28 protein-coding genes are annotated in these 24,793 nt (G+C 62.9%); 12 read left to right on the top strand and 16 right to left on the bottom strand.

Annotated elements, in window-relative coordinates:
• Window positions 1–75: 75 nt before the first annotated feature.
• Both BW940_RS15315 and BW940_RS22385 read right to left on the bottom strand, forming a co-directional pair.
• Window positions 76–1,059 (bottom strand): YeiH family protein, encoded by a 984-nt coding sequence (locus BW940_RS15315; protein WP_076610093.1) that lies wholly within the window; start codon window positions 1,057–1,059, stop codon window positions 76–78.
• Between the two features lie 4 nt (window positions 1,060–1,063).
• On the bottom strand, window positions 1,064–1,198 hold the full coding sequence (locus BW940_RS22385; RefSeq protein ID WP_268875550.1) for a hypothetical protein: 135 nt from the start codon (window positions 1,196–1,198) through the stop codon (window positions 1,064–1,066).
• A 293-nt stretch (window positions 1,199–1,491) separates the two neighbouring features.
• On the opposite strand from BW940_RS22385, the gene BW940_RS15310 reads away from it, so the two are divergent.
• Together BW940_RS15310 and BW940_RS15305 are read left to right on the top strand one after the other, a co-directional pair.
• Window positions 1,492–2,379: an acyltransferase gene (locus BW940_RS15310; protein WP_076610092.1), complete on the top strand. Its 888-nt coding sequence runs from the start codon at window positions 1,492–1,494 to the stop codon at window positions 2,377–2,379.
• An 86-nt stretch (window positions 2,380–2,465) separates the two neighbouring features.
• A complete protein-coding gene (locus BW940_RS15305) occupies window positions 2,466–2,795 on the top strand; it encodes a DUF7577 domain-containing protein (protein WP_076610091.1) in 330 nt (109 codons plus the stop codon).
• A 76-nt stretch (window positions 2,796–2,871) separates the two neighbouring features.
• On the opposite strand, the gene BW940_RS15300 is transcribed toward BW940_RS15305, so the two are convergent.
• Window positions 2,872–3,621 carry a hypothetical protein gene (locus BW940_RS15300; protein ID WP_076610090.1) on the bottom strand — a complete coding sequence of 250 codons (750 nt, stop codon included), beginning with the start codon at window positions 3,619–3,621 and terminating at the stop codon, window positions 2,872–2,874.
• A 247-nt stretch (window positions 3,622–3,868) separates the two neighbouring features.
• On the opposite strand from BW940_RS15300, the gene BW940_RS15295 reads away from it, so the two are divergent.
• The gene (locus tag BW940_RS15295; protein WP_076610168.1) at window positions 3,869–4,114 is read left to right on the top strand and encodes a hypothetical protein; all 246 of its coding nucleotides are present in this window, start codon (window positions 3,869–3,871) and stop codon (window positions 4,112–4,114) included.
• A gap of 36 nt (window positions 4,115–4,150) precedes the next feature.
• Here BW940_RS15295 and prf1 read toward each other — a convergent pair whose 3' ends face one another.
• On the bottom strand, window positions 4,151–5,410 hold the full coding sequence (prf1, locus tag BW940_RS15290; protein ID WP_076610089.1) for a peptide chain release factor aRF-1: 1,260 nt from the start codon (window positions 5,408–5,410) through the stop codon (window positions 4,151–4,153).
• Window positions 5,411–5,600: 190 nt separating this feature from the next.
• On the opposite strand from prf1, the gene minD reads away from it, so the two are divergent.
• Both minD and BW940_RS15280 read left to right on the top strand, forming a co-directional pair.
• On the top strand, window positions 5,601–6,497 hold the full coding sequence (gene minD / locus BW940_RS15285; protein ID WP_076610088.1) for a cell division ATPase MinD: 897 nt from the start codon (window positions 5,601–5,603) through the stop codon (window positions 6,495–6,497).
• Window positions 6,498–6,678: 181 nt separating this feature from the next.
• Window positions 6,679–7,248 carry a hypothetical protein gene (locus tag BW940_RS15280; RefSeq protein ID WP_076610087.1) on the top strand — a complete coding sequence of 190 codons (570 nt, stop codon included), beginning with the start codon at window positions 6,679–6,681 and terminating at the stop codon, window positions 7,246–7,248.
• 212 nt (window positions 7,249–7,460) lie between these two features.
• Here BW940_RS15280 and argS read toward each other — a convergent pair whose 3' ends face one another.
• From argS to BW940_RS15260, 4 genes are all read right to left on the bottom strand, one after another.
• A complete protein-coding gene (gene argS / locus BW940_RS15275; protein ID WP_076610086.1) occupies window positions 7,461–9,248 on the bottom strand; it encodes an arginine--tRNA ligase in 1,788 nt (595 codons plus the stop codon).
• Between the two features lie 70 nt (window positions 9,249–9,318).
• Window positions 9,319–9,855 (bottom strand): NUDIX domain-containing protein, encoded by a 537-nt coding sequence (locus BW940_RS15270; RefSeq protein ID WP_076610085.1) that lies wholly within the window; start codon window positions 9,853–9,855, stop codon window positions 9,319–9,321.
• Between the two features lie 25 nt (window positions 9,856–9,880).
• Window positions 9,881–11,041: a threonine synthase gene (locus BW940_RS15265; protein ID WP_076610084.1), complete on the bottom strand. Its 1,161-nt coding sequence runs from the start codon at window positions 11,039–11,041 to the stop codon at window positions 9,881–9,883.
• 1 nt (window position 11,042) lies between these two features.
• Complete coding sequence (locus tag BW940_RS15260; protein WP_076610083.1) at window positions 11,043–12,002, bottom strand: succinylglutamate desuccinylase/aspartoacylase family protein; 960 nt, start codon at window positions 12,000–12,002, stop codon at window positions 11,043–11,045.
• A 143-nt stretch (window positions 12,003–12,145) separates the two neighbouring features.
• Here BW940_RS15260 and BW940_RS15255 point away from each other — a divergent pair, with 143 nt between their 5' ends.
• Window positions 12,146–13,525 (top strand): MFS transporter, encoded by a 1,380-nt coding sequence (locus BW940_RS15255; protein ID WP_076610082.1) that lies wholly within the window; start codon window positions 12,146–12,148, stop codon window positions 13,523–13,525.
• Window positions 13,526–13,546: 21 nt separating this feature from the next.
• Here the strand turns inward: BW940_RS15255 and BW940_RS15250 are convergent, their stop codons facing one another.
• The 6 genes from BW940_RS15250 to BW940_RS15225 all read right to left on the bottom strand — a co-directional run bounded on the left by BW940_RS15250 (window position 13,547) and on the right by BW940_RS15225 (window position 19,293).
• Window positions 13,547–15,076, bottom strand: a complete 1,530-nt coding sequence (locus BW940_RS15250) for a stage II sporulation protein M (RefSeq protein ID WP_076610081.1) — start codon at window positions 15,074–15,076, stop codon at window positions 13,547–13,549.
• A gap of 143 nt (window positions 15,077–15,219) precedes the next feature.
• Window positions 15,220–15,753 carry a DoxX family protein gene (locus BW940_RS15245; protein ID WP_076610080.1) on the bottom strand — a complete coding sequence of 178 codons (534 nt, stop codon included), beginning with the start codon at window positions 15,751–15,753 and terminating at the stop codon, window positions 15,220–15,222.
• Window positions 15,754–15,934: 181 nt separating this feature from the next.
• Window positions 15,935–16,396 (bottom strand): universal stress protein, encoded by a 462-nt coding sequence (locus BW940_RS15240; RefSeq protein ID WP_076610079.1) that lies wholly within the window; start codon window positions 16,394–16,396, stop codon window positions 15,935–15,937.
• A gap of 2 nt (window positions 16,397–16,398) precedes the next feature.
• A complete protein-coding gene (locus BW940_RS15235; protein ID WP_076610078.1) occupies window positions 16,399–18,054 on the bottom strand; it encodes a sodium:solute symporter family transporter in 1,656 nt (551 codons plus the stop codon).
• A complete protein-coding gene (locus BW940_RS15230) occupies window positions 18,051–18,470 on the bottom strand; it encodes a DUF4212 domain-containing protein (RefSeq protein ID WP_076610077.1) in 420 nt (139 codons plus the stop codon). The genes BW940_RS15235 and BW940_RS15230 overlap by 4 nt, the downstream gene beginning before the upstream one ends.
• Window positions 18,471–18,969: 499 nt before the next feature.
• Window positions 18,970–19,293 (bottom strand): nuclear transport factor 2 family protein, encoded by a 324-nt coding sequence (locus BW940_RS15225; RefSeq protein WP_076610076.1) that lies wholly within the window; start codon window positions 19,291–19,293, stop codon window positions 18,970–18,972.
• A 128-nt stretch (window positions 19,294–19,421) separates the two neighbouring features.
• Here BW940_RS15225 and BW940_RS15220 point away from each other — a divergent pair, with 128 nt between their 5' ends.
• On the top strand, window positions 19,422–19,946 hold the full coding sequence (locus BW940_RS15220; protein WP_076610075.1) for a DUF367 family protein: 525 nt from the start codon (window positions 19,422–19,424) through the stop codon (window positions 19,944–19,946).
• Window positions 19,947–19,998: 52 nt separating this feature from the next.
• Here the strand turns inward: BW940_RS15220 and BW940_RS15215 are convergent, their stop codons facing one another.
• Window positions 19,999–20,895, bottom strand: a complete 897-nt coding sequence (locus BW940_RS15215; RefSeq protein WP_076610167.1) for a GumC domain-containing protein — start codon at window positions 20,893–20,895, stop codon at window positions 19,999–20,001.
• Window positions 20,896–20,989: 94 nt separating this feature from the next.
• Here BW940_RS15215 and BW940_RS15210 point away from each other — a divergent pair, with 94 nt between their 5' ends.
• Window positions 20,990–21,139, top strand: coding sequence for a 50S ribosomal protein L40e (locus BW940_RS15210; protein WP_076610074.1), 150 nt, complete (start codon window positions 20,990–20,992; stop codon window positions 21,137–21,139).
• 77 nt (window positions 21,140–21,216) lie between these two features.
• Here the strand turns inward: BW940_RS15210 and BW940_RS15205 are convergent, their stop codons facing one another.
• Entirely contained in the window at window positions 21,217–21,852 is a 636-nt protein-coding gene (locus BW940_RS15205; RefSeq protein WP_076610073.1) for an MBL fold metallo-hydrolase, read from the bottom strand.
• 137 nt (window positions 21,853–21,989) lie between these two features.
• On the opposite strand from BW940_RS15205, the gene BW940_RS15200 reads away from it, so the two are divergent.
• The 4 genes from BW940_RS15200 to BW940_RS15185 all read left to right on the top strand — a co-directional run bounded on the left by BW940_RS15200 (window position 21,990) and on the right by BW940_RS15185 (window position 24,788).
• Window positions 21,990–22,163 carry a DUF5786 family protein gene (locus BW940_RS15200; RefSeq protein WP_076610072.1) on the top strand — a complete coding sequence of 58 codons (174 nt, stop codon included), beginning with the start codon at window positions 21,990–21,992 and terminating at the stop codon, window positions 22,161–22,163.
• A gap of 9 nt (window positions 22,164–22,172) precedes the next feature.
• Window positions 22,173–22,739: an endonuclease dU gene (locus tag BW940_RS15195; RefSeq protein WP_076610071.1), complete on the top strand. Its 567-nt coding sequence runs from the start codon at window positions 22,173–22,175 to the stop codon at window positions 22,737–22,739.
• Window positions 22,740–22,868: 129 nt separating this feature from the next.
• Window positions 22,869–23,465 carry a uracil-DNA glycosylase gene (locus BW940_RS15190; protein WP_076610070.1) on the top strand — a complete coding sequence of 199 codons (597 nt, stop codon included), beginning with the start codon at window positions 22,869–22,871 and terminating at the stop codon, window positions 23,463–23,465.
• 309 nt (window positions 23,466–23,774) lie between these two features.
• Complete coding sequence (locus tag BW940_RS15185) at window positions 23,775–24,788, top strand: ABC transporter substrate-binding protein (RefSeq protein WP_076610069.1); 1,014 nt, start codon at window positions 23,775–23,777, stop codon at window positions 24,786–24,788.
• Window positions 24,789–24,793: the final 5 nt, after the last annotated feature.

The raw sequence follows: 24,793 nt of genomic DNA, 5'->3' as shown, positions 1-24,793 counted from the left end.
ACTGCCTGCTTGATTCCGCAGTAACGAGGGGTCACACCCGGAATTGTAAGTGTTGCCGTCGCCTCCGACGGGAAATTAGAACAACAGTACGAGCAGCGCAAGCGAGAACGCGCTGACGACGAGCAACGACACCAGAACCGCGAGCGCGGGTGTGATACCGGTGGTACGGAGTTCGTCGAGTCTGATTTCGGTACCCAGCCCCACGAACGCAAGGAGGAACAGCCAGTTGTAAGCGTTCTCGATCGCGGTCTGTTGGGCCGGGGAGAACACGCCCGCACTCGCCAGCACGACGAGTGCGAGAAAGCCGAGGACGAATTTCGGGAACTCCGCCCAGAGCAGTCGGATGGAGGGACGACCCCCATCTCCTGTCTGCGCATAATAGCTCGCGTAGGCGAGGACGACGAGTCCGATCAGGGCGTTCCGCGAGAGTTTCGTCATCGTCGCCCACTGACCCGCGGCCTCCGAGTGGGCGAATCCGACCGCGACGACTGGCCCCGTCGAGAACATGCTGACGCCGGCCCAGACCCCGAAGACGACATCTGAGAGGCCGAGCAGTTCGCCGACGATCGGATAGACGACGATGGTGATCGCATCGAACAACAGGACCGTCGCCGCCGCGTAGGCGATCTGGTCTTCGCGAGCGCGTATCGCTCCCGCAACGGCGACGACCGCCGACACCCCACAGATCCCGGCCCCGGCAGCAAGCAGCGAGCCGAGACGTTCGGCGAGCCCGAAGACGGTTCGCGAGAGCGTTTCAACGACGACGATCGTGACACCGATGACGAGGACGACAACAAACAGGACGGTGGCACCGACCTCGAGGATCGCCTCGAGGGTCAACGACGCGCCCATGAGGACGATTCCGGCACCCAGCCAGAGCTTGTGGGTCGCGATTCCCGGCCTGAGACGGTCGGGCACACCGGGGCCGTTGGCCAGCACGAAGCCAAGCGCGATCGCGACGAGCAGGTGGTTGAGGCCGACGGTCAGGCCGATGGCTCGCGCGGCGAGCGCACCGAGACAGAGGAATACAAGCCCCGGAAGAAACCGGTCGGCGGACATATGGCTACCAGGGGATCTGTATCTCGACGGCGGCAGTCAGTGCGACGATCGCTGCCCCGACGGCAACGCTTTGCCAATCTCGCTCGAGGGCGGTCCACTGGGAGCGGATCGACGCGAGATACTGTCGGACGGCAATCATGGACACGTATCGACCGGCTGAGCAATCGGAACACTGTCCATCAGTACAGCCGACAAGCGACCACGACTCCGTCCATCGGACGACATTCGTTCGATCCCTCCGGATCGGGCCACTTAATCGTTGTCGATTGCGTCGGCGATACCAGAAAATATTGCAGCAGGCTGTGACAATCCTGTGCTACCGGCTGGGCAAACGACGTTACTGGGCGGCCCATCAGCCCTCGCTTGGGCGAGTGCTGGCAAGGCGTCCGCACAACCGAACCCCTATGAACTCGGCGGGCAATACGTCGGAGTATGACAAAGCGGTACGTCTCGCTCCCCGACGAGGCGGAGGCGGGAATGCGTGAGTTCATCGACGAGGTCGATCAACGGCTGGCGAGCGAGGAAGACACCTGTTCGGTCGTCGAGGACGTCCTGATCGATCTCTCCGGCGACCGCGAGGCCTACGAACACTGGCAGGACGGCGGCGACGTCTCGCCGGCCGAACGCGTCCGCTTGCAGAGTTACGACCCCTGTAACACGACCCTCGAGAGCGAGTACTACGCCGAAAAAGACGAGGAGCGGTTCCGTCGTTCGAAGCACCTCCAGTGGCTCTGGCGACAGTTCGACAGTCTGCCGATCGCGGACAACGTCGAGTTCGCCCTGCGGTTCCGACGGATGCTCGCCGACCACCTCTTCGAGGCGTGTGGCGACGACTGCCGGTTTTTCAAGGGCATCACGTTCACCTACGGCCACAACATCACCATCGGTGACAACGCCGTCGTCCACGACAACGTGCATCTAGACGACCGGGGGAAACTCACGATCGGCGACCGCGTCTCGGTGTCCGATGGCGTGCACATCTACAGCCACGACCACGACGTCGTCGACCAGACCGAGGTCCGCAACTATCACACGATCGTCGAAGACGACGTGCGACTCACCTACGACGCGATGATTCGTGCCGGCTGTCTGGTCGGCGAAAACGCCATCGTCGGCGCACGCGGGATCGTTCAACACGACGTTCCGGCACATCACATCGCCATCGGCGCACCGGCTAAAAGCGTCAAAATCAAACCCGGCTGGGAAGACGTCGCCATCCCCATCGAGGATGCCGGCGTCAACCGGCAGGAACAGCGCCGTCTCGAGTACGACCTCCCCGACGACCTCGAGGTCTTCGACGAGTTCGGTCGAAACCTCTAGACGGGTCGGATACTCTTTGTCGGCTCATTGTCTCGGAATCCCGACGCAGGGAATATCCAAGTGCCCTGAGAACCTATGGCACACTAATGGAGCTCTGGGGCTGGCTCATCGGATACGTCGTGCTGTTTGCCCTCCTGCACCTGTTACTGTATTACGTCTACGTCCGGGGAGAAGACGGTGATAATGCGAGGTCACCGTCGTTTGCTGATCCCGATCGTGTACGTCCACACACGCCAACCGGTCCCGACCACTATCCACGTTCGTCCGACGACGTCGATGACCCCGAGGACCTCGAGGACGACCGCGACCTCGAGTTCGACGAGGAGACGATCCGCTGTCCACACTGTGGCGTCCGAAACGAGGCCGATCAGACGTTTACGTACTGCTGGAACTGTATTTCCTCGCTCCGGCAGTAAGCCAACAAGTCACGCCGATGCAGACAGCTTCCGGGACGAAACGCAGGACTCTCTCGGCACGAACGGGGGCCCGATGTTAGGCGGAAAGTCCGTCCGCAACCGTCTCGAGGTGATCGACACCGATGACGGCGACGACGGTACCGTCGGTCGTCGCTCGAAGCGCCTCGAGGCGGTCGATCATACAGCGTTCGCGGGTTTCGTCGCGGTAGGTGAGCGCGCTGTCAGCCGTCTGGACGCTGCCGAGCAGCGCCTGAACGCTGGCGACGTGTGACCGCTCATGGGCAGCCTGCTCGGCGGGCGAATCGCCGTCCGCGCAGTCGTACTCGATCGGGTTGTCACAGGCGACAGTCATCGACGTCGCGTGGGTCAGCGTCGCCGCGATCCGGCAGGTCAGCGCCTCCCGCGTCGCCCCACCGAGACTCGAGATGACGCGTCGGGCCGTCGTCGTAGAGACCCGATCGGCGATCAACCGCGTCACGAGTCGTCGCAGGAACGACCAGTTCGGCGCATCGATCCCGACAGTCGTGGCCTCGGGCGCGGCAGTGATCGCAGCGCTCATCTCGCCACCGAACCGTGGCGGGCTCTGGGCCGTGCCCTCGCGAGCGTAGGCGCGGTACAGCGGGAGGGCAGCCGTCGGAAGTTCGAGAGCGAGCGTATCGGGCTCGACTGACTCGAGAACACGGTCGACGCGGGCGACGCTTGCGGGGTGGTCGTGGACGACGCCGAGAAGGAGATACTCGCCTGCCGACCCGGTCACCCGCCGGCAGAACTGCGGGGTGATCCGCGGGTCGTCGAACGACGCGGCAAACGGCGGGGATTCGGCCATTGATCGACTGGTAATACGTGACTACCAGTATAACCCTTCTGTTGTGCTCGAGCACGGCCAAAATCGAACGACGAGTCCGTGGCGTAAGCGGATCCTACTTGCCGGTAATCGACGACACGGCGTGTAACAGTGCCGTGGTAAGGGAAACGATTTCTGCGCTTTATTACGCGCGCAGCCATGGTGCCAGTGATTCGATTACCGGCGACGGCCGGGTTCGATCGGCATGGAGACGGCGAGTTACTCACTAATGCCCGAGGATACGCTTACGAAAGCCGATGAAGGGAAACGAGTCCTGAACACGGACGGCACCGAGGTCGGCCGCCTCGTCGACGTCCGTGACGGCTACGGGTACGTCGAGCCGAATCCGAGTCTGTTGGGGACGATCAAAGCAAAACTCGGTTGGGCCACGCGAAGCGACGAGGCACATCCGCTTGACGAAGGGAGTATCGAGAAAATCACCGACAATGCGGTCTATCTCCGGGGCACGCTCTGAGAGGGGCCACGCCCAAGAGGCGATCAGTCGGCAGCCCTAGACGCCGGTACTGTACCGCAGGATGCCGGCGAAACCGCCAAAGGCGTTGTAGAGCTGTTCGCCCTTCTCGAAGTCCGTCGAGATGAACTTGGTCTCAGTACCGCGCTGTTCGGCAATCTCGATGAGGTGGTCGATCGCGTCCTCGCGGTCGTCGTCCGTGACGTCGACCTCGGCGCCACAGTCGCTACAGGTGTGCGACGGCGTCGACTTGCGCCGATCGAGCACCTCGTAATCCGTATTCCCACACTCCGCACAGTCGTAGACGACGACGTCTTTCCGGAGGTCCTCGCTGATCAGGAGCCGGTCGACCGCGCCCATCACGAGGTTCCGTCGGGTCTGCTCGAACCCGTAGGTCGCGAGGTCGCCCGCGTTGAGTTCCTTGAAGAACTCCTCCATCTCATTTTTGTCCTTCATCACCTCGGCGTCGGCAAGCGCCTCCTCGGCGTTGTCGACTAAGTCTTTCAGGCCGGACTCGTCGGTGTAGGCGACGTCGAACTTCCCGATGACGTTGTCCTGAATTTCGTGGTGGAGGTAGTCACCGTCGAGGAACTCGTCTTTGGTGGGCGAGGGACCGCCGACGAGGATGCCGTCGAGTTCGTGGCGTTTGGCGACGAACAGGTCGTTTGCCATCCCCGCGACCTCCTGATAGAAGTTGTCGATGGCCTCGAGACGCAGGCGGGCGAAACGCTGGGCGGACTGGCCACCTTTACGCTGTTTGCCAGGGACGAGCGACGAGGCGGATTTGACCGGCTCGATGCGTTTGCCTTTCAGCCAGCCGACGTTGGCTTCACGACGGTCAAGGACGATCAGCCCGTAGAGGCCCTGGTCCGCCAGCATGTGCTCGAGCGGCTCGGTAAGGAAATCCGAGTCGCAGTGATAGCGGAACGATTCGACGGGTTGGGGTGGGCTCTCCAAAACTTTCGTGACCATGTCGGTCCGGCCACCACCGGAGTCGACGGCCCCCGAAAACAGCACCATCCCGTTTTCCGGTGGATAGACGTCGTAGTACCGAAGTCGGTCTTTGATACTCGTCAGCGCGTCTTGGACGGCCGTTCGCGTCTGTTTTGACTTGATGTTAGCCGCTTCGCTGTGTTCCTGGGTGACGTGTTGGACGACGTCACTGATCTGTCTGTCCTCGGGAATATAGATCGTCACGAGCTGTGTCCCGGAGCCATCGAAATCTTTGAGATCTTCGATGACCTTCCGGAACTCGTATTTTTTCCGATCGGATTGCTCCTGATCGCCCTCCTGGCTCATTGTCCATACAAAACGGTGCTGTGGGTAAGAATCCTTTGACACACCTGTCGACCTGTCAACGGCTGCCGGAACACAGCCGGCGCGACTCCGTCTCGGAGACAGCACCGACATGTCGGCCACACACCATGGGTTGGGAGGTGAGGTGACGATTTAAGGTGCTCCCGTTCTTCTGTCCGGACAGTACACCAGTATGTCTCATGAGACGGTCTATGCGATCGCGAGCGGAAAAGGAGGCGTCGGGAAGACGACGACGACGGTCAATCTCGGCACGGCGCTCGCACAGGCCGGCGAGCGCGTCGCCATCGTCGACACCGACCTCGGAATGGCGAATCTCGCCGGGTTCGTCAGCCTGACCCCCGACTCGACGACGCTTCACGACGTGTTGTCCGGAGACGCATCGATCGACGACGCCATCTACAGTGTGACCGAAAACATCGTCGCCGTTCCGAGCGGTACGAGCCTCGACGAGTACGCCGACACCTCCCCCGAAGGACTCCGGGAGGTCGTTTCCGAGCTTCGAGATCGATTCGACTACGTCTTTCTCGACGTTGGCGCGGGCGTCAATCACGAAACCGTCCTCCCGCTGGGACTAGCCGACGCCGTCATCCTCGTGTCGACGCCCGAGCCGGCGGCCGTCCACGACTCGAAGAAAACACTCGAGTTGACCGAGCGTGCCGGGGGCACGGTCGCCGGACTCGTCGTGACCCGCACGCTACCCGACAGCGACATCTCCCACGAGGAAATTGCCACGCGCCTGGAGACGGATCTGTTGGGAACGATCCCAGAAGACGCCGCGGCTCGAGAAAGCGTCTACGCCGGCACACCGCTGATCGTGTACGAACCCGATGGGCCTGCCGCCGCCGCCTACCGGAAACTCGCGGCTGACTTGGCTGATATCGACGTACCAGAGGCGACGAGCGACGCTGCCGACGGCGAGACAGGATCCGGACAACTGGGAGTAAAAACCGAGCGATCGGAAGACGAGACCGCCATCAAGAGCGACGACGAGCGCGAGGAACGGGAAGCAGCACACGACGACGTCTCGAGTGCAATCACGGAAGCCGAATCCAGTACCAGCACCGAGTAGGGATTGCTGATCGTAATGCAATCCATACTGTCTTCATGCCTGACGTGAAACCGCTTCACACGGGCCCGGTTGCGCCGAATACCGGCCAGTCACGGGCTGTTGTCCAGTCGAATCAAACAGTCAGAATCGTGAGAGAGTAACAAACTGATTACTAATCACTGACGATATCGACGGCTCGAGCATGGAGCGACGAAACGTACTCCTCGGCAGTGGTGCTGCGCTCGCGACCCTCCTGGCTGGTTGTTCCAGTGAAGACACAAGCGACGATGACGGCTCGAACGACGACGGGTCCGACTCGCCGACCAACGGTGACAACGATGACACTGGTGACAACGGTGAGGACGGCGAGCAGGGAGAGAAAGGCGAGAAGGGCAAGGATAAAAAGCACGACAAACACGACGACATTCCCGGGTTCGAAAAAGACAACTTCGAGCTGAAGGGCGACTACATGTCGATTTCGGTCCTCAAACGCAAGGGCGACACGGTCAAGCTCGTCGTCGACAGCGAGACGACCGACCAGGAGAAACTGTACGCAGACCTCGAGTCGCTCGCCGACGACGTCGACGAGAGCATCATCGACCTCGAGACGTTTGCGGACCACATCGAGACCATCGAACTGATCGTCAAACACGACGGGGAGAAAGTCGTCTCCTACTCCATCGACGTGCAGTGGATCGTCTGGTATCGCGACGGCAAGAAGACGAGAGCACAGTTGCTCGAGGCGATCAAAGGCACAGAGACGAAATACTGACAGTTCGTCCAGCCCTCAAGCCGGTGACATGGACTTTTTGGAGCGAACAACCGAGTAGCGGCGGGAACGCTATACGGGCTCATACTGCCGGACAGAACTATTGTGAGCATTCGCCGCTTCCGTCCGGCGAATTCTCTTCATTGACTTCTGTCCGGTAGTATCAGGACGTGACGAAACGAGACCGCGGAAAGTGATCGATAACGTCGCCTCGCTTACATCGACCGGGGCGGTTCCACACCGAGGATCGACAGCGCGTTCGCGACCGTGTGTTTCGATGCGGCCACGAGCGCGAGTCGAGCCTCCTGAACGTCGGGATCGACGTCGTCGGCGAGCACCGGACACTCCCGGTAGAAGCCGTTGAACCGATCGGCGAACTCGCGCGTGAAGGTCGCGATCTGGTGCGGTTCGAGGTCGTCGGCCGCCTCGTCGACGACCGCCGGGAACCGGGCGATCGTCTCGAGGAGGTCCCGTTCGGCATCGGTTTCGAGCAGGCCGGCCTCGAGGGCCTCGAGTTCGATATCCTGTCGTGCGAGGTCGACGTCGGGGTCGAGACCGGCTTCTTCCAGAATGCCACAACAGCGCGCGTGGACGTACTGGACGTACGGCGCGGACTGGGCCTCGAAGTCGAGCGCCTGCTCCCACTCGAAGGTGATCGCTTTCGTCGGCTGTTTCGAGACGATGTCGTAGCGGACCGCGCCGATCCCGACCTGGTGGGCAATCCGTTCGATGTCGGACTCGTCCAGATCGTCGTCACGGATGCGGTCGTCGAGTCGGTCCTCGACCTCCTCGCGGGCGCGGTCGATCGCCTCATCTAACAGATCGTCCAAGTCGACGCCGGTTCCACGGCGGGTGGACATCTTCCCTTCGGGAAGGTTGACATAGGAGTACAGCACCTGTCGGAGCCCGTCGGTGTCGTTGCCGAGCAACTCGAGCGTGTGCCGGACCTGTTTGGCCTGCAGTTTGTGGTCCTCGCCGAGGACCGTCACCGCGCGGTCGTAGTTATCGAACTTCCACTCGTGGTGGGCCAGGTCGCGGGTGGCGTACAGCGAGGTGCCGTCCGAGCGCAGGAAGACGAGGTTCTTGTCGATGCCGCGGTCGTCGAGTTCGAGCTGCCAAGCGTCTTCTTCGTAGACGGCCTCGTCGAGTTCTTTGAGTCGGGCGACGAGGTCGTCAGTATCGCCGTTTCGCATAAAGCGTGTCTCCTTGACGAACTCGTCGAACTCCGCGGGCAGCCGGCCGAGACAGGCGTTCATGCCCGAGAGCACCTGATCGACGACCTCGCTGACGCGGTCGTAGGCCTCCTCGTCGCCGGCCTCGAGGCCCTGCATGATCGACTCGATCTCGGCTTCGGCCGCCTCGACTTCGCTCTCGGAAGCGTTCTCGAGGTAGGCGTTACCCTTGCGGTAGTAGCGGACGAGGTCGTACTCGATGCGGTCGCGTTCGGGCTCGTTCTCGAGGTCGGCCTCGTCGAACGTCTCGTAGGCCCAGGTGAAGACGGCCATCTGCCGGCCGGCGTCGTTGACGTAGTAGTGGCGGTCGACGTCGTAGCCGGCGACGTCGAGCAGGTTCGCCACCGCGTCGCCGATGATGGGGTTTCGAGCGCGGCCGACGTGGACCGGCCCGGTCGGGTTCGCGCTCGTGTGTTCGACGACGACGGACTCCTCGCGGTCCTCGAGTTCGCCGTAGGTCTCGTCAGTGGCGGTCTCGAGGGTGTCCGCGAAGTAGGCCTCACTCGGCAGGAAGTTGAGATACGGGCCCTGCGTCTCGACGGCCGAGACGTACGTCAGGTCGTCCAGGGCGATCGCATCGGCGAGCTGGCCCGCGACCTGTGGCGGCGCGGCCCCGGCTTCGCCGGCGAGTCGGAAGGCGACGCTCGAGGCGAGTACGCTCGGCACGTCTTCCGGCGGTTCTTCGATCCCGAGATCGTCAGTCGGGAAGTCGAGTGCCGAGAGTGCCTCCTCGAGGGCGGCCTCGACCTCCGTGCGTAGGGAGAGGAACATACCCGCTCGTATTCAGGGGGCAAGTAAAGGAATGTCGGGTTTCGCCGCTCGTCGGTCGGCGGGCCGGCGATCACTCGAAATACGCGGCCGCCGCTCGAAACCGCCGTTCGTGGATCGGTCGGAACGTCTCGCCCGACGCGTCGAACGTCGCTGGCGACCAGAATCGCGCCGCGCTCGCGTCGCTGCCAGCCAGCAGTTCGCCCGCAGCGTCGGCCCAGTCGGCGACGTAATGGATCGTCGTCACGTGTTTGCCGTTCCGGGGCGGCATCGACGTCGCATCGAGAATCTCGAGCGTGTCGGGATCGACGGCGACGCCGGTTTCCTCCTCGAGTTCGCGGACGGCGGCGACCGCGGGCTCCTCGCCGGCTTCCATGTGGCCGCCGGGGAGCGTCCACTCGCCGATGCCCGGCGGAACGGCCCGTTCGACACAGAGCACTGCCGGCTCCGCTCGCGACCGATCGACGACCGCGACGCTCGCACAGGGGACCGGGTTGTGCCAGACCACGTCGTCACAGGTCGGACAGCGGCTGCGCTCGCGGCCATCGAACGTGATCGTCTCGAGTGACTCACCGCAGTGAGGACAGTAGTCGGCTGGACGGCTGACCATCTACCGCATCGTCAGCACTCGGTGTTCATAGGGTTTTCAGTCCGCTCCCGGTCAGGGGAACGACGACGTCGTCGTCTTCGGCGATGGTCCCGGCCTCGCGGTACGCCTCGAGTGCCGCGGGCGCGACCGCACAGGTCGGTTCGACGTAGAACCCACCGCGGTGGAGTCGATCGAGCGCGCTCTCGATGGGGTCCGAGCCCAGTGCGATGGCGTCGCCGTCGGTTTCCGCGATAGCCTCAAGGATCTCGTCCTTGCGGGCGGGTTCGGCGATCCGAATACCGTCGGCGATGTCGGTGTCGGTATCGTCTTCGGCGATCGTCCGCCCGCCGAGTGCGTCGACGATCGGAGCGTAGCCCGCCATCTGGGCACCGAGCAGTCGCGGCATTCCGTCGACGATGCCGGCCTCGTTGAGCAGTGAAAAGCCACGATAAGCACCGAGAAAGAGCGTTCCGTGACCGATCGGGAGCACGACGGCATCCGGCACGGTCCAGCCCTGCTGGGCTGCGAGTTCGAAGGCGAACGTCATCGTGCCCGCATAGAAGGCCGGGTTCCAGGCGTGACTGGCGTACCAGCCCGTGCCCGTCTGTCGCGGGACGTCCCCGTTCCTGTTCGGACCGTCCACCCCACGCCCCGCCTCGCCTTCGACGGCCTCGAGACAGGCTGTCGTGACGGCCTGTCGGTCGCCCTCGATTCGGACCGGGCGGGCGTCGGTCCGCTGGATCGCCATCAGCTTCGACTGTTTGACGTCCGCCGGGACGTAGATGTCGGCCTCGAGGCCCGCACGAGCGGCGTACGTCGCAATCGACGCCCCGGCGTTGCCCGATGAGTCCTCGATGACCTTCTCGACGCCGAGAGAAACGGCTCGAGAGAGCGTCGTCGTCGCGCCGCGGTCTTTGAACGACCCCGTCGGAAAGACGTACTCGAGTTTGAACCCGGCGTTCCAGTCTGGGGCGTCGACGAGCGGTGTAAATCCCTCGTGGAACGTGACGTGTTTCTCGATCGGCAGGAACTCGAAGAATGTCCAGAGGCCGTCGCTGGTGTCGAGTCGGTGCAGCGGGAGCGGGTCGCCCTGTGGATGTGGCCGATCCTCGAACTCAAGGGCGTGGCCACACGCACAGCGCCACGGCTCGTCGGGGCCGGGCTCGTAGACACGATCACAGGCCGGACAGTGGAGGGCAGATGGCATGTCAGTACTTGTCGATATCAGTCGCCACGGAGCAGACGTACTCGCCCGTCGCGACCTGTGGCAGTCGGCGGCTTCGCCAGAAGATCCCGTTGCTATCGGCCGTCACCTCGGCTTTCGACTCGCCGAAGGGGGTCGTCACCTCGAACAGGAGGTCACCGCTGTGAACGCGCGCTCCGAGCGCTGTCCGGAAGCGAACGAGGCCGCCGTTCGGTGCGCCGAACTGTTCGAACCCGCGGGCGCGCGTCTGGGGCTCGAGCGTGACGTCGCCGTCGAGAAAGCCGTAGTAGGAGAGCACATTGAAGACGCCGTTGACACCCTTCTCGATGCTCGACTCGTCCCAGCCGACACAGCCGCCGAGTTCGGGGTCGATGGTCGGGACGCCGTCGTTCGGTGCGGCCCGGGCAAGCTGGCCGTCGGGGCCTTTCTGATCCAGGATGTAGCCACAGCCAAACACCTTCGCGAGTTCGAGACACTTGTCGTGGAGTCGGTGGCGGCCACCACAGCGAACCCGGACCTCGTCGATCATGCGGCTGGTCGAGCCCTGGTGGAGATCGAGAATCAGATCCGCTCGGGTCGCAGCCTCGAACGTTGCGGCCGCGATCCGTTCGCTCGAGGTCCCGTTCTCGTTGCCGGGGTAGGCCCGGTTCATTTTCGTATCGTCGATCGGATTGCGGTGTTCGGCGACCTGAAAGGCGTGGTAGTTAACGATCCCGACAATCAGGATCGTACCCGCGATCTCGGCAGGGTCGAGTTGTGGGACAACACGCTGGAGGACACCGACACCGTTGAGTTCGTCACCGTCGCTCGCCGCCTGCATGTAGAGCGTTTTTCCCGACCGTTCGCCGTTGATTACGGCGACGGGCAGACCGAACGGACTTCCGTCCCGGGTTTCGCCGACCTCGAGACGGCCCGTATCGATCTCGCCGGGCCTCGCGCTCGCCGTTCCGAGCGTCGTCGTCATGTGCCTGACGACGGAGCCGTTGGTCTTTATTGGTTCGGTGTTCACCAGCCAGCGGGCAGTTCAGGCGTCGACCGCGGGACGTTCGCTTTCGAGTCGCTATCGGACGGAAACACCGAAGTCGACGGACCGAGAGATGACCGGTAGTGAGCCTCGAGCAGGAGCCATCGGACAGCGAGGAGGCCGACCCGCTCGACGCGTTTCGGCAGTTCTTCGCCCTCGAGCGCGACGTCCTCGTGCTCTCGATAGCGATGTTCGCGTTCAGTCTCGGCTTCCAGATGACCAGCCGATACATGGCTGAGTACATGTCGGCACTGGGCGCGACAGTGCTCGTTATCGGCTTGTTTGGGACCGTTGGCAACGTCGTCAGCGCCGTCTACCCCTATCCCGGCGGGGCAATCTCCGATCGGATCGGCTCACGGTACGCCCTGACCGCGTTCGGGCTGTGTTCGACCATCGGCTTCGGGCTCTGGCTCGTCGCGCCCGCGCTCGCAGACATCGCCGTCGGTCCGACGTCGCTCGCGATCGTCGCGATCTTCGTCGGCCTGCTCTTGGCACAGGCGTGGAAATCGTTCGGGCTGGGGGCGAGTTTCGCGATCGTCAAACAGTCAGTGTCGCCGTCCCAGCTAGCTGCCGGCTTCGCAAGCACCGAGACGTTCCGCCGGAGTGCCTTTCTCGTCGGCCCGCTGCTCGCCGCCGCGCTCTTCTTTCCGTTTGGCTCGAGCGATAGTGATGTCGTGGTCGCCTTCCAGCTCATTTTGCTCGTCGCCGTCGTCTTCGGCGTCCTCGGCACCGTCGTCCAGCACGTCCTCTACGAGACTGACGCCGACAGCTTTGGCAAAGAGTTCGACGGGCTGGCACAGGTCGTCGCTGATCTGCGAGCGATGCCAGCGGAACTCCGCCCGTTGTTGATCGGCGACACGCTCGTTCGCTTCGGCAACGGGATGGTCTACGTCTTCTTCGTCATCGTCATCACCCGGTTTCTCGAGGTCGGGCTCTCCCTTCCCGTACCTGCGATCGGAACGCTCGAGCTCAGCCCACAATCGTACTTCGGCGTGTTGCTCGGCCTCGAGATGCTCGTCGCCTTACTGGTGATGATTCCGGCGGCGAAGGCCGCCGAGCGCGTGGGGCTAAAACCCGTGGTCGCCGTCGGCTTTGCCGTCTACGCAATCTTTCCGATCCTGCTGATCAACGCCGCCGAGAGCGCGGCCGTCCTCGCCGCGCTCTTTGCCTTTTCGGGGTTGCGATTCGCTGGCTTGCCCGCGCACAAAGCGCTGATCGTTGGCCCGGCCGAACGGGGCGCTGGCGGCCGTGTCACGGGTACGTACTACCTCCTGCGAAACCTGCTCGTCATCCCGAGTGCCGCACTCGGTGGCCTGCTCTGGGCGGGGATTTCGAACCCCGTTACCGGCGAGGAGTTCCTCGCCGGCTCGCCGACGCTCGCGTTCACCATCGCGACGGTGATCGGGCTGGTCGGGACGGTCTACTTCCTGCTGTTCGGTTCGGAGTTCGAGGCCTACCAGTAGAAGAGACGATCTCGCGGGTGATTAAAGGAACAGCCGGAAGTAGTATGGACTCACGAAGCCCTCGATCACCGCCGCGATCGCCAGTAGGATACCGACGCCGACGAGCACCCAGAACGCCCGCTCGAGGGTATCGGCGAGCGCCGCTCGAGACGCCTGACCGCGGGCCGTCCGCCAGCCGGCGAGCCCGAGGTGGACACCGAGCGCCGTGGCGATGAAGATTGCCGGGATCTCGAGGATCCCGTGGGGAACAACGAAGGCGAGCAGTTCCATCGGAGCGACCTCGGTTCGGGCGTAGACGCCCATGACGAGCCCGTTGAACAGCAGCGAGACGATCGCCGGAATCACGAGTACGAGCCCGGAGAGGGCCGTCGTCAGCGCAACCAGCCAGTTGTTGCCAAAGAACTCGAGGGCCGCTGCCGGCGCGATATGGCCCTCGAGGCGGGCCGAGATCGACGTCTCGAACGAGCCGACGAGCGGCTCAGAGAACTCCCAGCCGACCCAGAAGCTGCCGACGGCGAGGGCGACGACGAGCGCGTGCGTGCCGAGCGTTGCCCGAACGAACGCCGTCAGTTCGGCCCAGCCGCGTCGAACGCCGTCCCGGAACTGCCTCCGAAGCGATCGTTCGGGCATGGACGGTGGGGTGAGCCGACCCCGGTAGCCGCTGTAAAGCGCCGTCTTCAATAGATCGAGTGCGGGGAAGACGAGCAAGACGGTGAGCAACGAGGGAAAGGCGACGACATCGACGAGCGAGAACACGCCCGAAATGACCGAGAACGCGATTATCGTTCCAATGGAGACGACATAATAAAACCCCGCCCTGACGGGGCGAGCGCGGACGAACGAGACGGTGTTCGACAGCGATCCGACGACGGTCGCGTCGTCGACGACGACCGACACCGGCGCGAACGCAAACAGCGCCCGGACGACGGCGAGCGCGGCAACGAGGACGAATCCCGCAAACAGTGCCACGACGCCGGCGATCAGCATCGAGCCGGTCGCCACTGCGACGATACCGGCGACGAACGCGACTCCGAGTCCGACCGTCAGCAACACGGCGAGCCACAGCAGGAACTCTAGAACGTACAGGCCGAGAAACCGCAGCCAGTAGTGGCGCGCGCCCGCGAGCCCGGCGGTCAGCCCGCGCTCGTTACGCAGCCGGGAGTCACAGGCCGTCAGCTGTCCGGCAGTGACGGCTGCATAGAGGATTACACCCACGAGCAGCGTCGCCACGATCGTCATGGCGACGAGGAGGACGAGTCCCGGCGTGAACAGCTGTTCGACGACGGGTTCGAACCCGGTTGCCCACGCCTCGAACGCCTCGGGATCGGCGTCTGGATCCGGTGGATCAGTCTCGAGTCCGGTCAGTGCCTCCCGGGCCGCCGCGAGACGACCGGTGACCTCGAGATAGACGAAGCCGATCGCGAAGGCGAGAAACGGGATCACGCGGGCGACTGCGGGAACCGCAGCACCGAGGAGATACCACGGCAGAATGTCAGCCGGGCGGCGACGGATCACGGCGACGACGGCACTAACGGCATCGGAGAGGACCATACTGGGCCATCGGTCGGAAACCAGTTAAATGAGTTGAACGTTCGATTGTTGAATGGCGCGTTCGTATTGTCGTCGGAGCCACTGCCGACGGCTCCACTCGAGAAACGAGACGCGGCGGGTCTCGAAAAGAGGAAACAGAGCGCTCAGCCGAGCAGGTATCGAAGCTGGGGGACGCGGTCGACAATCGGGTGCGTCTCGACGTAGCGATCCAGTCCGAGGATGCGGCCGGCCGCCAGCGCGCCCAGCGTCAGGAAAACCGCGGCATAGACGAACTGGCTGTTGACCAGCCCACCCGCGACGTCCCAGCTGCCAAAGTAGAACAGCACCATCTGGGTGGCTGCTCCGAACGCGGCCAGCCGGACGAACACGCCGGCGATCAGCGCAACGCCGATCAGGAGTTGCGTGACTGGCACGATCACGTCGATTGCGCTCATCAGCCCGGCGCTTTCGGCCATCGCCCCGTAGAGCCCGCTTGCCGGACTCGCCGGATCGACGTTCGCGAGATAGCCGGCGGCGCTGAACTCACCGGTCAGCTTTCCCCAGCCCGCAGACAGCATCACCCAGCCCATCAGGAGCCGAAGGCCGACGATCGCCCACGCACTCAGATGATGGGGCTGGCCCTCGAGAGTGACGCCACCGAGGCGGCTTTCTAATCTATTTTTCGCAGTTGTTGACATTGTGAATCACCCTTACAGATAGATGTAGGCAACATATTTACTTGAATCCAAGTTACACTTCCTATCTAGTAAGAAATCCGGCGGGTTAATCCCTCTATATCGAGGGAAAGATTGTGTCGAGAACGGGCGGCAATAAGTGGGTACCGCCGGCAATCGACAGACGGAGCGGCCAGCTACCCTATCAGTCGTCGTTTTCGTGCATATCGACGACCAACACCGGAACCCGCGTGGTTCTGAGCGTGCGTTCGGCAACGCTGCCCAGGATCGCACGGCGGACACCACCGCGTCCAGCCGACCCCATCACGATGAGGTCGACGTCGTTGTCGGTTGCGTAGGCGCTGATCACCCGATGGGGTTGGCCGGCTTTAACCGATTGCACGACCTCGAGGTCGGCTCTGGCCCGGTCGGCGACGGTGCTGGTCGCTGCCGTGGCACGATCTTTCAGTTCGGACATCTCCCCGAACTTGCCGTCTTTGATGCGCTGGACCTGTTCGGTGCCGAGGCTGATATCGATCGCGTCGGTGTCGACGACGTACAGCGTGTGCAGCGTCGCGTCGTATCGTTTCGCGAGATCGATCGCGTGATCGATCGCGTTCTCGGCGACGTCGCTTCCGTCGGTCGGGATGAGTATGGTATCGTACATCGTTAGTCGTCTGCGGGAGTGCCGCCGTCAGTGGCGACGTCTTCGGCCGAATCCATCTTTTCCATCGGTTTGGGGCTGTGACACTGTCGGACGAGGCGCTTGACGTCCTCCGGCGGGTCCTCGGTGAACATCGAGACGACGATGATCGTGAGCATGACTGCCGGGACACCGACGAGCGACGAGGACGTCGCGGGGACGACCATCGCGAACGCCGGAACGATCGCGTCACCGGAAATTGCACCGACGTACTGCGGCAGGACCTCGTTGACGATCGAGCCGAAGCCGAAGAACAGCCCGACGAACATGCCGGCGATCGCTCCCTCTCGCGTGGCATCTTCCCACCAGAGACCGAGGAAGAACACCGGGAAGAGGACGGTGCCGGCGAGTGCGAAGGACATCCCGACGACTTCGGCGATGAGCGCCGGCGGGTTGAGTGCCAGATACGTCACGACTGCACCGAGTCCGAGGATCGTCAGTCGACCGACGATCATCTGCTCGCGCTGGCTTGCGTCTTCTTTGTAGAGGTTCGTGTAGATGTCGTGGGCGGCGGCCGAGGATGCGGAGATGAACAGTCCTGCGGTCGTCGCTAGCCCGGCCGCAACTGCGCCCGCGGCGACGATGCCGACGAGCCAGTCAGGAAGTTCAGCGAGGTGGGCGGTGAGCACGACGAGCGTGTCGGACTCCGTCCCGGTCATCTCGGTGTACTCGCCGACGTTTTCCTGATACAGCAGCGTCCCGTAGGCGGCGTAGGCGGTCGTTCCGAGGAACAACAGCAGGGTGAAGAACAGTCCCCAGACGGTCCCCCAGCGGGCGTTGCGCTCGTTGTCAGCGGTGTAGAAACGCACGAGGACGTGTGGAAGGCCACACGTCCCGGCGATCAGGCTGACACACAGCGCAATCCAGTGGTAGTAGCCTGCGTCCGCAAACGGCTCGGTGAACTGCCGGTCGATCTCCGTCGCGATCTCCGTCGACTGCTCACCGTACTCAATGAAGGGCAGCACTGTCGACCAGCCCTGCGTCCAGCCAGTTGCATAGAGGCCGAGCAGGAACGCACCGATGAGGATGACGTACTGCAGCGTCATGTTCTTCGTCGTCCCGAGCATCCCCGAGAGCGCGACGTAGCCGATCGTGATCGTCATCAGCAAGACGACGCCGACCTCGTAGGAGACGCCGAAAATGTACTGAGCCATCAACCCGAGGCCGTTCCCCTGAGCGATGATGTAGACGAACGCGATCAACAGCGTCGTCGTTGCCGCGATCGCCCGTCCCAGATCGGAGTAGTACCGGTCACCGACGAAGTCGGGTGCAGTGTACTTCCCGAATCGGCGGAACTGGGCGGCCATGAAGATGAGCAGGATGAAATATCCCGTCGTCCAGCCGACGACGTAGGCCAGTCCGAAGTAGCCGAGGAAGGCGACGAGCGAGGCGACGCCGAGATAGGCGGCAACGCTCATCCAGTTTGCCGCGATCGCCATTCCGTTCTCGATGCTCCCAATCGATCGACCAGCGACCCACATGTCGTCAACTGACGCGACGCGGAAGAACCAGCCGACGCCCAGGAACAGCGCGAGCATCGTAGCAAGTGTCAGTGCTGGAATAAGTTTGAATCCGCCGTCGAAAAGTCCCGTTGCTGACTGGAGCGGGATTGACTCGATCACGCCTCCTCACCACCGTCAGCGGCGACGGCCTGTCCGGCCTCGGCCTCGGTTTCGGTCTCGTGGCTGATATCGTACTGGGCGTCCAGTCGATCACGCTGCCACGCGTACACCGCACACAGGACGAGCGCGCCGACCGGCGATCCGATCGCGGTCAGGAAGTAATGAAGCTGGAACCCAAGCAGTTCTGTACTCGTCATGAAATCCGTCGCGACCCAGGTCGCGGTCACGGGGCCGAACGTAAACAGCACCCAGACGGCAAACAGTCCCCAGATCACCTTCAGGTGATCTTTCATGAACGGCGTCGCAGGCTTGAACATATGGATCTTCTCGTCGAGATAGTCGACGGTCTCGCGACCACCATCGGTCTCGAGTCGGTGATCCTGCTCGTCAGTCGCAGATGACTCGTCGTCGGTCATCGGCTAAACTCACCCGAAATCCCGCGCGTCCCAGTCGACCGCAAGCCGGACGGCCCACCCGGAGACCCTAATAATTGTATACGATATTTCATTTCGTGAGATTTGTTGCCACGAATGTCACTCATGCAGGTCAGTATAGAATTATCATGATAGTTAAGTCCATATATGGTCGCAATAATTGTCATCAAAACGCACAAGGGGACAAGGGTAATGATAACTAGCCCCACAAAATTATACATGATTGATTGTTTTAATGAGCGGTAGAATTTTTCATACTATCTGTCCAGCTACTCAATTCGGCGAACATACTAGTAATTAGTATGATGGTTTCTACAACTGCAGCAAGCCAGTATAGACACGCGAGCAACAGTCAGACGGGCTGGCATCACTGTGTCCCGGCGACCCCGCAGGGCGAGTCGCGGGTGCGCCGGCACTGACCGACGGGCGTCCGTAGCAGGGTCGAGGAACTCTCAAGCGCCGCTGGACCGTTTTGGCAGGCTCACCGCGAGTACGTCTCGAGACGAACGATTCGGCCGGCCTCGAGGGTGAAGAAATCCGCGAACTCGAGCAGTTCCGTCCCGTCATCGAGCACTCGGCCACGGACCGCGACAGTAGTTTCGTCGGCGACCACCGCCTCGAGGGCGTGGCTGGTGTCTGGGGTCGGCCGCCCGTCGCGCATAAACCGAACGAACGCCTCGCGGCCCTCGAGCGTTCGATCGGGACGGCAGTGCGTGAACTGGGGGACAAGCAGCTCCTCGAGCACGTCGTACTCGTGGTCGTCGAGTGCGGCGTAGTATCGTCGAACGAGAGCAGCAGAATCCATATCCGACGTTTCGTCGCCGGCATCAAAAACGTCACAGTTACGCGACCGACCGACCGACAGCCGTCGTCCAAGGTCGGCTCCCAACGCGTTCCACGTGGTTTTTTGCTCGGCTCCGCGTACCCGCTCTCGTGGAGTGTCACGTCTACTACGAAGGCGACGACGATCCGAAGAAATGCACCGCACGTCGCCTCGAGAAGTTCGACAAGGCAATCCTCCATCGGCGAATGGAGCAAGTCCCCTACGGCGTCGTGCTCAATCCCCACGCCGAGCAGGCGCTGTCGCCAGCCGACGCCGCAGACGGCCTCGGAACGCTCGTCGCCCTCGACTGCTCGTGGGAATCCGCCGAAGCGGCCTCGTTCCGGATGAACGGGGTCCACCGGGCACTCCCGTTTCTCGTCGCGGCCAACCCCGTCAACTACGGCCGCCCGTTCCGGCTGACCACCGTCGAGGCACTCGCCGCCGCCTGCTGTATCTTCGACGAGTACGAGACGGCCGAAGCCCTCCTCGAGCCGTTCCGCTGGGGCGAGACCTTTCTGACGCTCAACGAGGAGCCGCTGCGTCGGTACAGCGAGTGTGCCGACTCGAGCGAGATCGTCGCGGTCCAAGACGACTACTTGGCTGACGAGGATGACAGCGTGGCCGATCCAGAATAAGAGACGGCAGAGACGTGGCCGAAGCGCGAGTGGTTCATGTCCGACGGGCGTGTTAACCGTCAATCGGCTCGCGACGGGCGAGCCACGACTCGTATCCGGCATAGGCGATCATACCGAGGCCGAACAGCGCCAGACTGGCGAGAGCACCGAACGCGCGTGCCCCTGCTGTGTTCCCGGTCTCGAGGACGAGATAGACGAAGATGGCGGCGATCGCGACGGATTTCAGGCCAGCAACGGCTAACACGATTCGCATCGCGCCCGTCGTACTTGCAGACGCTGGATCAGCGGGCGATGGCGCGCGGATGCCGTCCTCGAGCGCCCGCTCGAACAGCGATCGGTGCTCGTTGGGAACGGGAACGAACGCCGCGTGTGCGCCCACACGTCGACAGACGTAGAGAGTGGTCGTCCCGAGCGGGATTCGAGATACCGCCGAGACGTTCGCGAGATCGATTTCTGTCGGCTCCGAGTCGCCACCTTCTCGATCGGTCGACAGCGTCACGCGCCGATCGGTCGGCTCGAGCGAGACCGTCGTCGAGACGGCACTCGAGATGCTGGCAAGCAGTGGTGTGCCGAGAAACACCACCGCGATTGCCACGGCCGGCCAGAGTACAATGAGTCCGACGACGACGAGTGCGCCGAGCAGGACGGCCCAGACGAGTCCGCGACGCGTGGCGTTTGCCGCTGGGAACAGGACGTTCGCCCACCGCCCGAGATCGGAGCCCTGTGTCACCAATACGAACAGAGACAACAGCGAGAGTGGCCCGCCGACGAACGCGACGACGATGAGTGGATGTATCGAGTCGTGCGCCGCTTGCAACGTCGTGAACACGCCGAGTGCGCCAACGACCACCAGCCCGAACCCACCGAACAGCCCGTACGGAGCGTACAGCAACAGCCGCCCGAGCACCGTCTCTCGAGAAAGTGCCGGCCACTCGAGGGCGTCATGCATGAGTGATACGAAGCTCTTCGGCCACATAACTATTGGTTTAGTTACTAGTTACGGGATCACAGCGATTATATGTACCACGGGCTAACGGACCGATATGGCCAGTTTCGAAGAAGCCGAGAAACGGACGCTCGAGAAAATGATCTGTATGCGCTGTAACGCTCGCAACTCCAAGGAAGCCAACCGCTGTCGGAAATGCGGCTACAAGAAGCTTCGTCCCAAGGCGAAAGAACCACGAGCAACGTAAGCGACCGTCTGCGTCCGTTTTCTCGATTTTCAACGGAGTCAACAGCCGAACAGCGGCTGGATCGGTCAGCTGTGACGCTATTCGTCCGGGTACTTCGGCTCTCGCTTTTCGGCCCGCTCGAGTCCCGTTTCGACCACATCCCGAACATCGCCGTGGAAGACGCTGCCGTGGCCCGCGTACATGTGCTCGACGCCGGCAGACTCGCTGTGCTCGTCTCCCGAGGGGAGTCGCTCGAGCAGGGTCCGAATGCTCTCGATGAGTCGCTCGCGGGACTGGCCGGCCATGTCGGTGCGGCCGAAACTGCCGTAGTCGAACGCGCCGTCGTCGTGGACGACGACGTCACCCGAGAACAGCGACGTCTCGGAGACGAAGGAAACGTGATCGTCGGCGTGGCCCGGCGTGTAGACGACCTCGAACGACTCGTCGCCGATCGTCACCGTGTCGCCGTCGGCGATCGCATGGGTTCGCAACGGATGGTCGGCGTAGGCGTAAACGTCGGGATCGAACGCCTCACAGACGGCCTCGAGCTGGGCGACGTGGTCGCCGTGTTGGTGGGTCATGACGACGGCATCGACGTCGTCGGTGTGGGTTCGGATCTCGTCGACGACGCCGTCCCACGCGCCGGCGTCGACCAGTGTCGTCTCCTCGCCGATCGCCAGAAACGCGTTACAGGTGAACGTCTCCGCCGCCTCGGTGACGTGATGGACTTGCATACGCGATGGCTCGAGGCCCGGGCCCAAAACGGTGCCGTCCTGCTGTCCGACGCGTCGGTTGGCACGCGGTACAGTGTGTGATGCGGTGTCAAATAGCACATGAGATTTTTTAGCCACAAGAACAAAGGATACAGTGTATGGGATTCGGGAGCTACGACGAATCCGAACAGCAGGAAGTCGACGCTGATTTTGACGACGACAACGCGGTACAATCAAGCGAGAACAGCCACGACGGGGAGATCGAGTTCGAAAACGGCGCGTCCAGCGACGAGTTACTCGATCGACTCCAAGAGATCAAAGACGGAACCTGATCCGATGCGATGAAGCCCGGGGCGCGGGCGCTGGGAATCGCCGAATCGTTCGGTCACGATGACGAACGGAGCACGCTCGCCGGTGCCGTCGTTCGTGCCGACCGTGTCCTCGACGGGCTCGCGTATCGTGCGTGTACCGTCGGCGGCACCGACGCGACCGACGCCGTCGTCGGACTCATCGACGAGCTCGGCCGACCGGACGTTCAGTACGTGCTGGTCGGTGCCGTCGCCCCCGCGTGGTACAACCTTCTCGAGTTCGATCGGATACACGAGGTCGCCCAGCGGCCGGTGATCGCCGTCACGTTCGAGGCGAGCGACGGGTTGGAGGCCAGCCTCCGCGACGCGTTTTCGAGCACTGACCTCGAGGCCCGCCTCGAGCGCTATCGCTCGCTGCCCGACCGCCGAGCTGTGTCGGTCAACGACGACACGGTCTATCTTAGACACGTCGGCTGTGAGGGCGACGAGGCAGCTGCGGTCGTCCGCGCGTTTACACCCGAGGGCGGTCGTCCGGAGCCGCTTCGGATCGCTCGACAGGCCGCTCGAGCCGGTGATTCGTACGCTCGGTCGCTCGAGTGATGGCCGGACTGCGACGGTGAGCGATTCCGGGTGGGCTGAGACGGAGGATGATTCGGGCCGTGGGTCAAGCCGGTTCCGACCAGCGCTGTGACCCGAAAGACGTAGGATGTGTCCACCTGTGCCACCAGTATGGAAGAGATGGATGGGCTCTGTGTCGGCGAGTGTACGCGGTGTCCAGCACTCGTCGACTCCCGGAGCCGAATCGTCAACGGAACCGGGCCCGACGACGCCGACCTGCTGTTCGTCGGCGAAGGGCCGGGTGCACAGGAGGACAGCGAGGGGGAACCGTTCGTCGGTCGGAGCGGCACCGTCCTCGACGACGGCCTTCGTGACGTCGGCCTCGCGCGTGCGGACGTCAGGATCACGAACTGCGTGCGCTGTCGACCGCCGGAGAATCGCGATCCGACGACCGACGAACTCGAGAACTGCCGGGGCTATCTCGAGCGGGAAATCGACCTGCTCGACCCCGACGTGATCGTCACGCTGGGGAAAGTGCCGAGCGAACACCTGCTTGGACGCTCCGTGGCGGTCACGAACGAGGCCGGCTCGCTCGAGGAGGTTCGCATCGAGGGGACGCCACGGCGTGTCCTGCTCTGTGTCCACCCGGCAGCGACGCTGTACGACCGCAGCCAGGAGGAAACGTTCGCAAGCGCCCTCGAGCGGGCAGCAGAACTCGCGGGTGTGGGTAGTAGTGATGGCGGGCAGACACGACTCGATGGGTTCTGATCCCGTTCGGTGAAGACATCGCTCTCCCTGTCGGGATGTGCCGATAGTGTCGTTTGCAGCGCCGAGAGAGCGATATCTATGAGAAAGCGCCGGTCCACACCGGTCAGGTGGCGTCATCTGTTTCAGAAACAATTGCCGCTATCCGAGACGCAGTAGCGCTGGCGGTCTGTCAGCACATCCGGCGAACACGGTCTTATCGGACGGAAGCGTGCCTCGAAAGCGACAAGCGCCGTCTGGCGGCCGTCATGGCTCCGGGTTGGACTTACCGTGACCACGCACTCAAAACGTCTCCAGTAGCTAGCACGGGCGATGACTGACAATTCGCTGCGGCTCTCGAGGCGGTCGTATCTCACTGGGGCCAGTGCTCTCGGACTATCGGGGGTTGCCGGCTGCTTGGGGAGTAACTCGGACGAACTTACGGTCGCATATATGCCGATCTTTCCGGACCTGCAGTACTTCGTGATGGAGTCCGAGGGATATCTCGGGGAACTCGACGCCGAAATAAATAGCCGTGAGTTCACCGACGGCCCGGCCATTATCCAGGCGTACGGTGGGGGCGAAATCGACATCGCGATGTTCGGCATCGTTCCGTCGATGATCGTTATCGATCGCGGCCTGCCGGCGAAGGTAACGGCGACGAACATCAAAGAGCCGATGGCCATCCTCGCTCACGAAGAGCTCCAGACGATGTGGGACGATCACGGCGCGGACTCGTTCGACGTCTGGGAGGACGAGTACGGCGAGCAGTTCCGATTCGGGACGTTCCCACAGGGATCCGTTCCGGACGTTCTACTGCGGTATTGGCTCCGCGAGGACGTCGGTGTCGACCCCGAGGAAGCCGTCGACATCATCGAACTCGGCGGCGCAAACGCGGTGTTTCAGGCGATCGCGAACGACGAGATCGATGGGACGTCCATCATGGAACCGGTCCCGACTCGAGCGAGAACCGAGGACCTCCCGGTCCAGACCTTCCGGACGTCCAGCGAGATCATGCCCGGACAGCCCGCAGCTGTCACGCTGATGAGCGACGAGGTCCGTGACTCCGACGTCGCAACACAGTTTCTCCGCCAACACGTCCGCGCAACGGAGTTCATCAACGAGAACCCGGACGAGACGGCCACCATCGTTGAGGACGGGATCGGGATGTCGGCCGACCAGGCTCGACAGGCACTCGACGGCCCCCTCGCGAACTTCGTCACCGATCCACGCGAAATCGAAAGCGGTGCGGAGATCTTCTCCGAGTTTGCCCACCAAAACGGCCAGATTGACGAAGAACTGTCGCTCGAGGAGACTTTCGATTACGACGTCTACGACAGTCTCTAACCATG

Source organism: Natronorubrum thiooxidans, assembly GCF_900156475.1.
Lineage (GTDB): Archaea > Halobacteriota > Halobacteria > Halobacteriales > Natrialbaceae > Natronorubrum > Natronorubrum thiooxidans.
This window is presented reverse-complemented; position numbering and strand designations above follow the sequence as displayed.

Bases quoted from the DNA above. Each gene is read 5' to 3' on its own strand.
- BW940_RS15260 (WP_076610083.1), bottom strand. From the start codon at position 12,002: ATGACGACGACGCTCGGAACGGCGAGCGCGAGGCCCGGCGAGATCGAT.
- BW940_RS15195 (WP_076610071.1), top strand. From the start codon at position 22,173: ATGAAGCCCGGGGCGCGGGCGCTGGGAATCGCCGAATCGTTCGGTCAC.
- BW940_RS15210 (WP_076610074.1), top strand. From the start codon at position 20,990: ATGGCCAGTTTCGAAGAAGCCGAGAAACGGACGCTCGAGAAAATGATC.
- BW940_RS15240 (WP_076610079.1), bottom strand. From the start codon at position 16,396: ATGTACGATACCATACTCATCCCGACCGACGGAAGCGACGTCGCCGAG.
- BW940_RS15250 (WP_076610081.1), bottom strand. From the start codon at position 15,076: ATGGTCCTCTCCGATGCCGTTAGTGCCGTCGTCGCCGTGATCCGTCGC.
- minD (WP_076610088.1), top strand. From the start codon at position 5,601: ATGTCTCATGAGACGGTCTATGCGATCGCGAGCGGAAAAGGAGGCGTC.
- BW940_RS15230 (WP_076610077.1), bottom strand. From the start codon at position 18,470: ATGACCGACGACGAGTCATCTGCGACTGACGAGCAGGATCACCGACTC.
- BW940_RS15280 (WP_076610087.1), top strand. From the start codon at position 6,679: ATGGAGCGACGAAACGTACTCCTCGGCAGTGGTGCTGCGCTCGCGACC.
- BW940_RS15295 (WP_076610168.1), top strand. From the start codon at position 3,869: ATGCCCGAGGATACGCTTACGAAAGCCGATGAAGGGAAACGAGTCCTG.
- BW940_RS15265 (WP_076610084.1), bottom strand. From the start codon at position 11,041: ATGCCATCTGCCCTCCACTGTCCGGCCTGTGATCGTGTCTACGAGCCC.
- BW940_RS15305 (WP_076610091.1), top strand. From the start codon at position 2,466: ATGGAGCTCTGGGGCTGGCTCATCGGATACGTCGTGCTGTTTGCCCTC.
- BW940_RS15315 (WP_076610093.1), bottom strand. From the start codon at position 1,059: ATGTCCGCCGACCGGTTTCTTCCGGGGCTTGTATTCCTCTGTCTCGGT.
- BW940_RS15205 (WP_076610073.1), bottom strand. From the start codon at position 21,852: ATGCAAGTCCATCACGTCACCGAGGCGGCGGAGACGTTCACCTGTAAC.
- BW940_RS15300 (WP_076610090.1), bottom strand. From the start codon at position 3,621: ATGGCCGAATCCCCGCCGTTTGCCGCGTCGTTCGACGACCCGCGGATC.
- BW940_RS15270 (WP_076610085.1), bottom strand. From the start codon at position 9,855: ATGGTCAGCCGTCCAGCCGACTACTGTCCTCACTGCGGTGAGTCACTC.
- BW940_RS15225 (WP_076610076.1), bottom strand. From the start codon at position 19,293: ATGGATTCTGCTGCTCTCGTTCGACGATACTACGCCGCACTCGACGAC.
- argS (WP_076610086.1), bottom strand. From the start codon at position 9,248: ATGTTCCTCTCCCTACGCACGGAGGTCGAGGCCGCCCTCGAGGAGGCA.
- BW940_RS15185 (WP_076610069.1), top strand. From the start codon at position 23,775: ATGACTGACAATTCGCTGCGGCTCTCGAGGCGGTCGTATCTCACTGGG.
- BW940_RS15310 (WP_076610092.1), top strand. From the start codon at position 1,492: ATGACAAAGCGGTACGTCTCGCTCCCCGACGAGGCGGAGGCGGGAATG.
- BW940_RS15215 (WP_076610167.1), bottom strand. From the start codon at position 20,895: ATGCATGACGCCCTCGAGTGGCCGGCACTTTCTCGAGAGACGGTGCTC.
- BW940_RS15200 (WP_076610072.1), top strand. From the start codon at position 21,990: ATGGGATTCGGGAGCTACGACGAATCCGAACAGCAGGAAGTCGACGCT.
- BW940_RS15190 (WP_076610070.1), top strand. From the start codon at position 22,869: ATGGAAGAGATGGATGGGCTCTGTGTCGGCGAGTGTACGCGGTGTCCA.
- BW940_RS15245 (WP_076610080.1), bottom strand. From the start codon at position 15,753: ATGTCAACAACTGCGAAAAATAGATTAGAAAGCCGCCTCGGTGGCGTC.
- BW940_RS22385 (WP_268875550.1), bottom strand. From the start codon at position 1,198: ATGATTGCCGTCCGACAGTATCTCGCGTCGATCCGCTCCCAGTGGACC.
- prf1 (WP_076610089.1), bottom strand. From the start codon at position 5,410: ATGAGCCAGGAGGGCGATCAGGAGCAATCCGATCGGAAAAAATACGAG.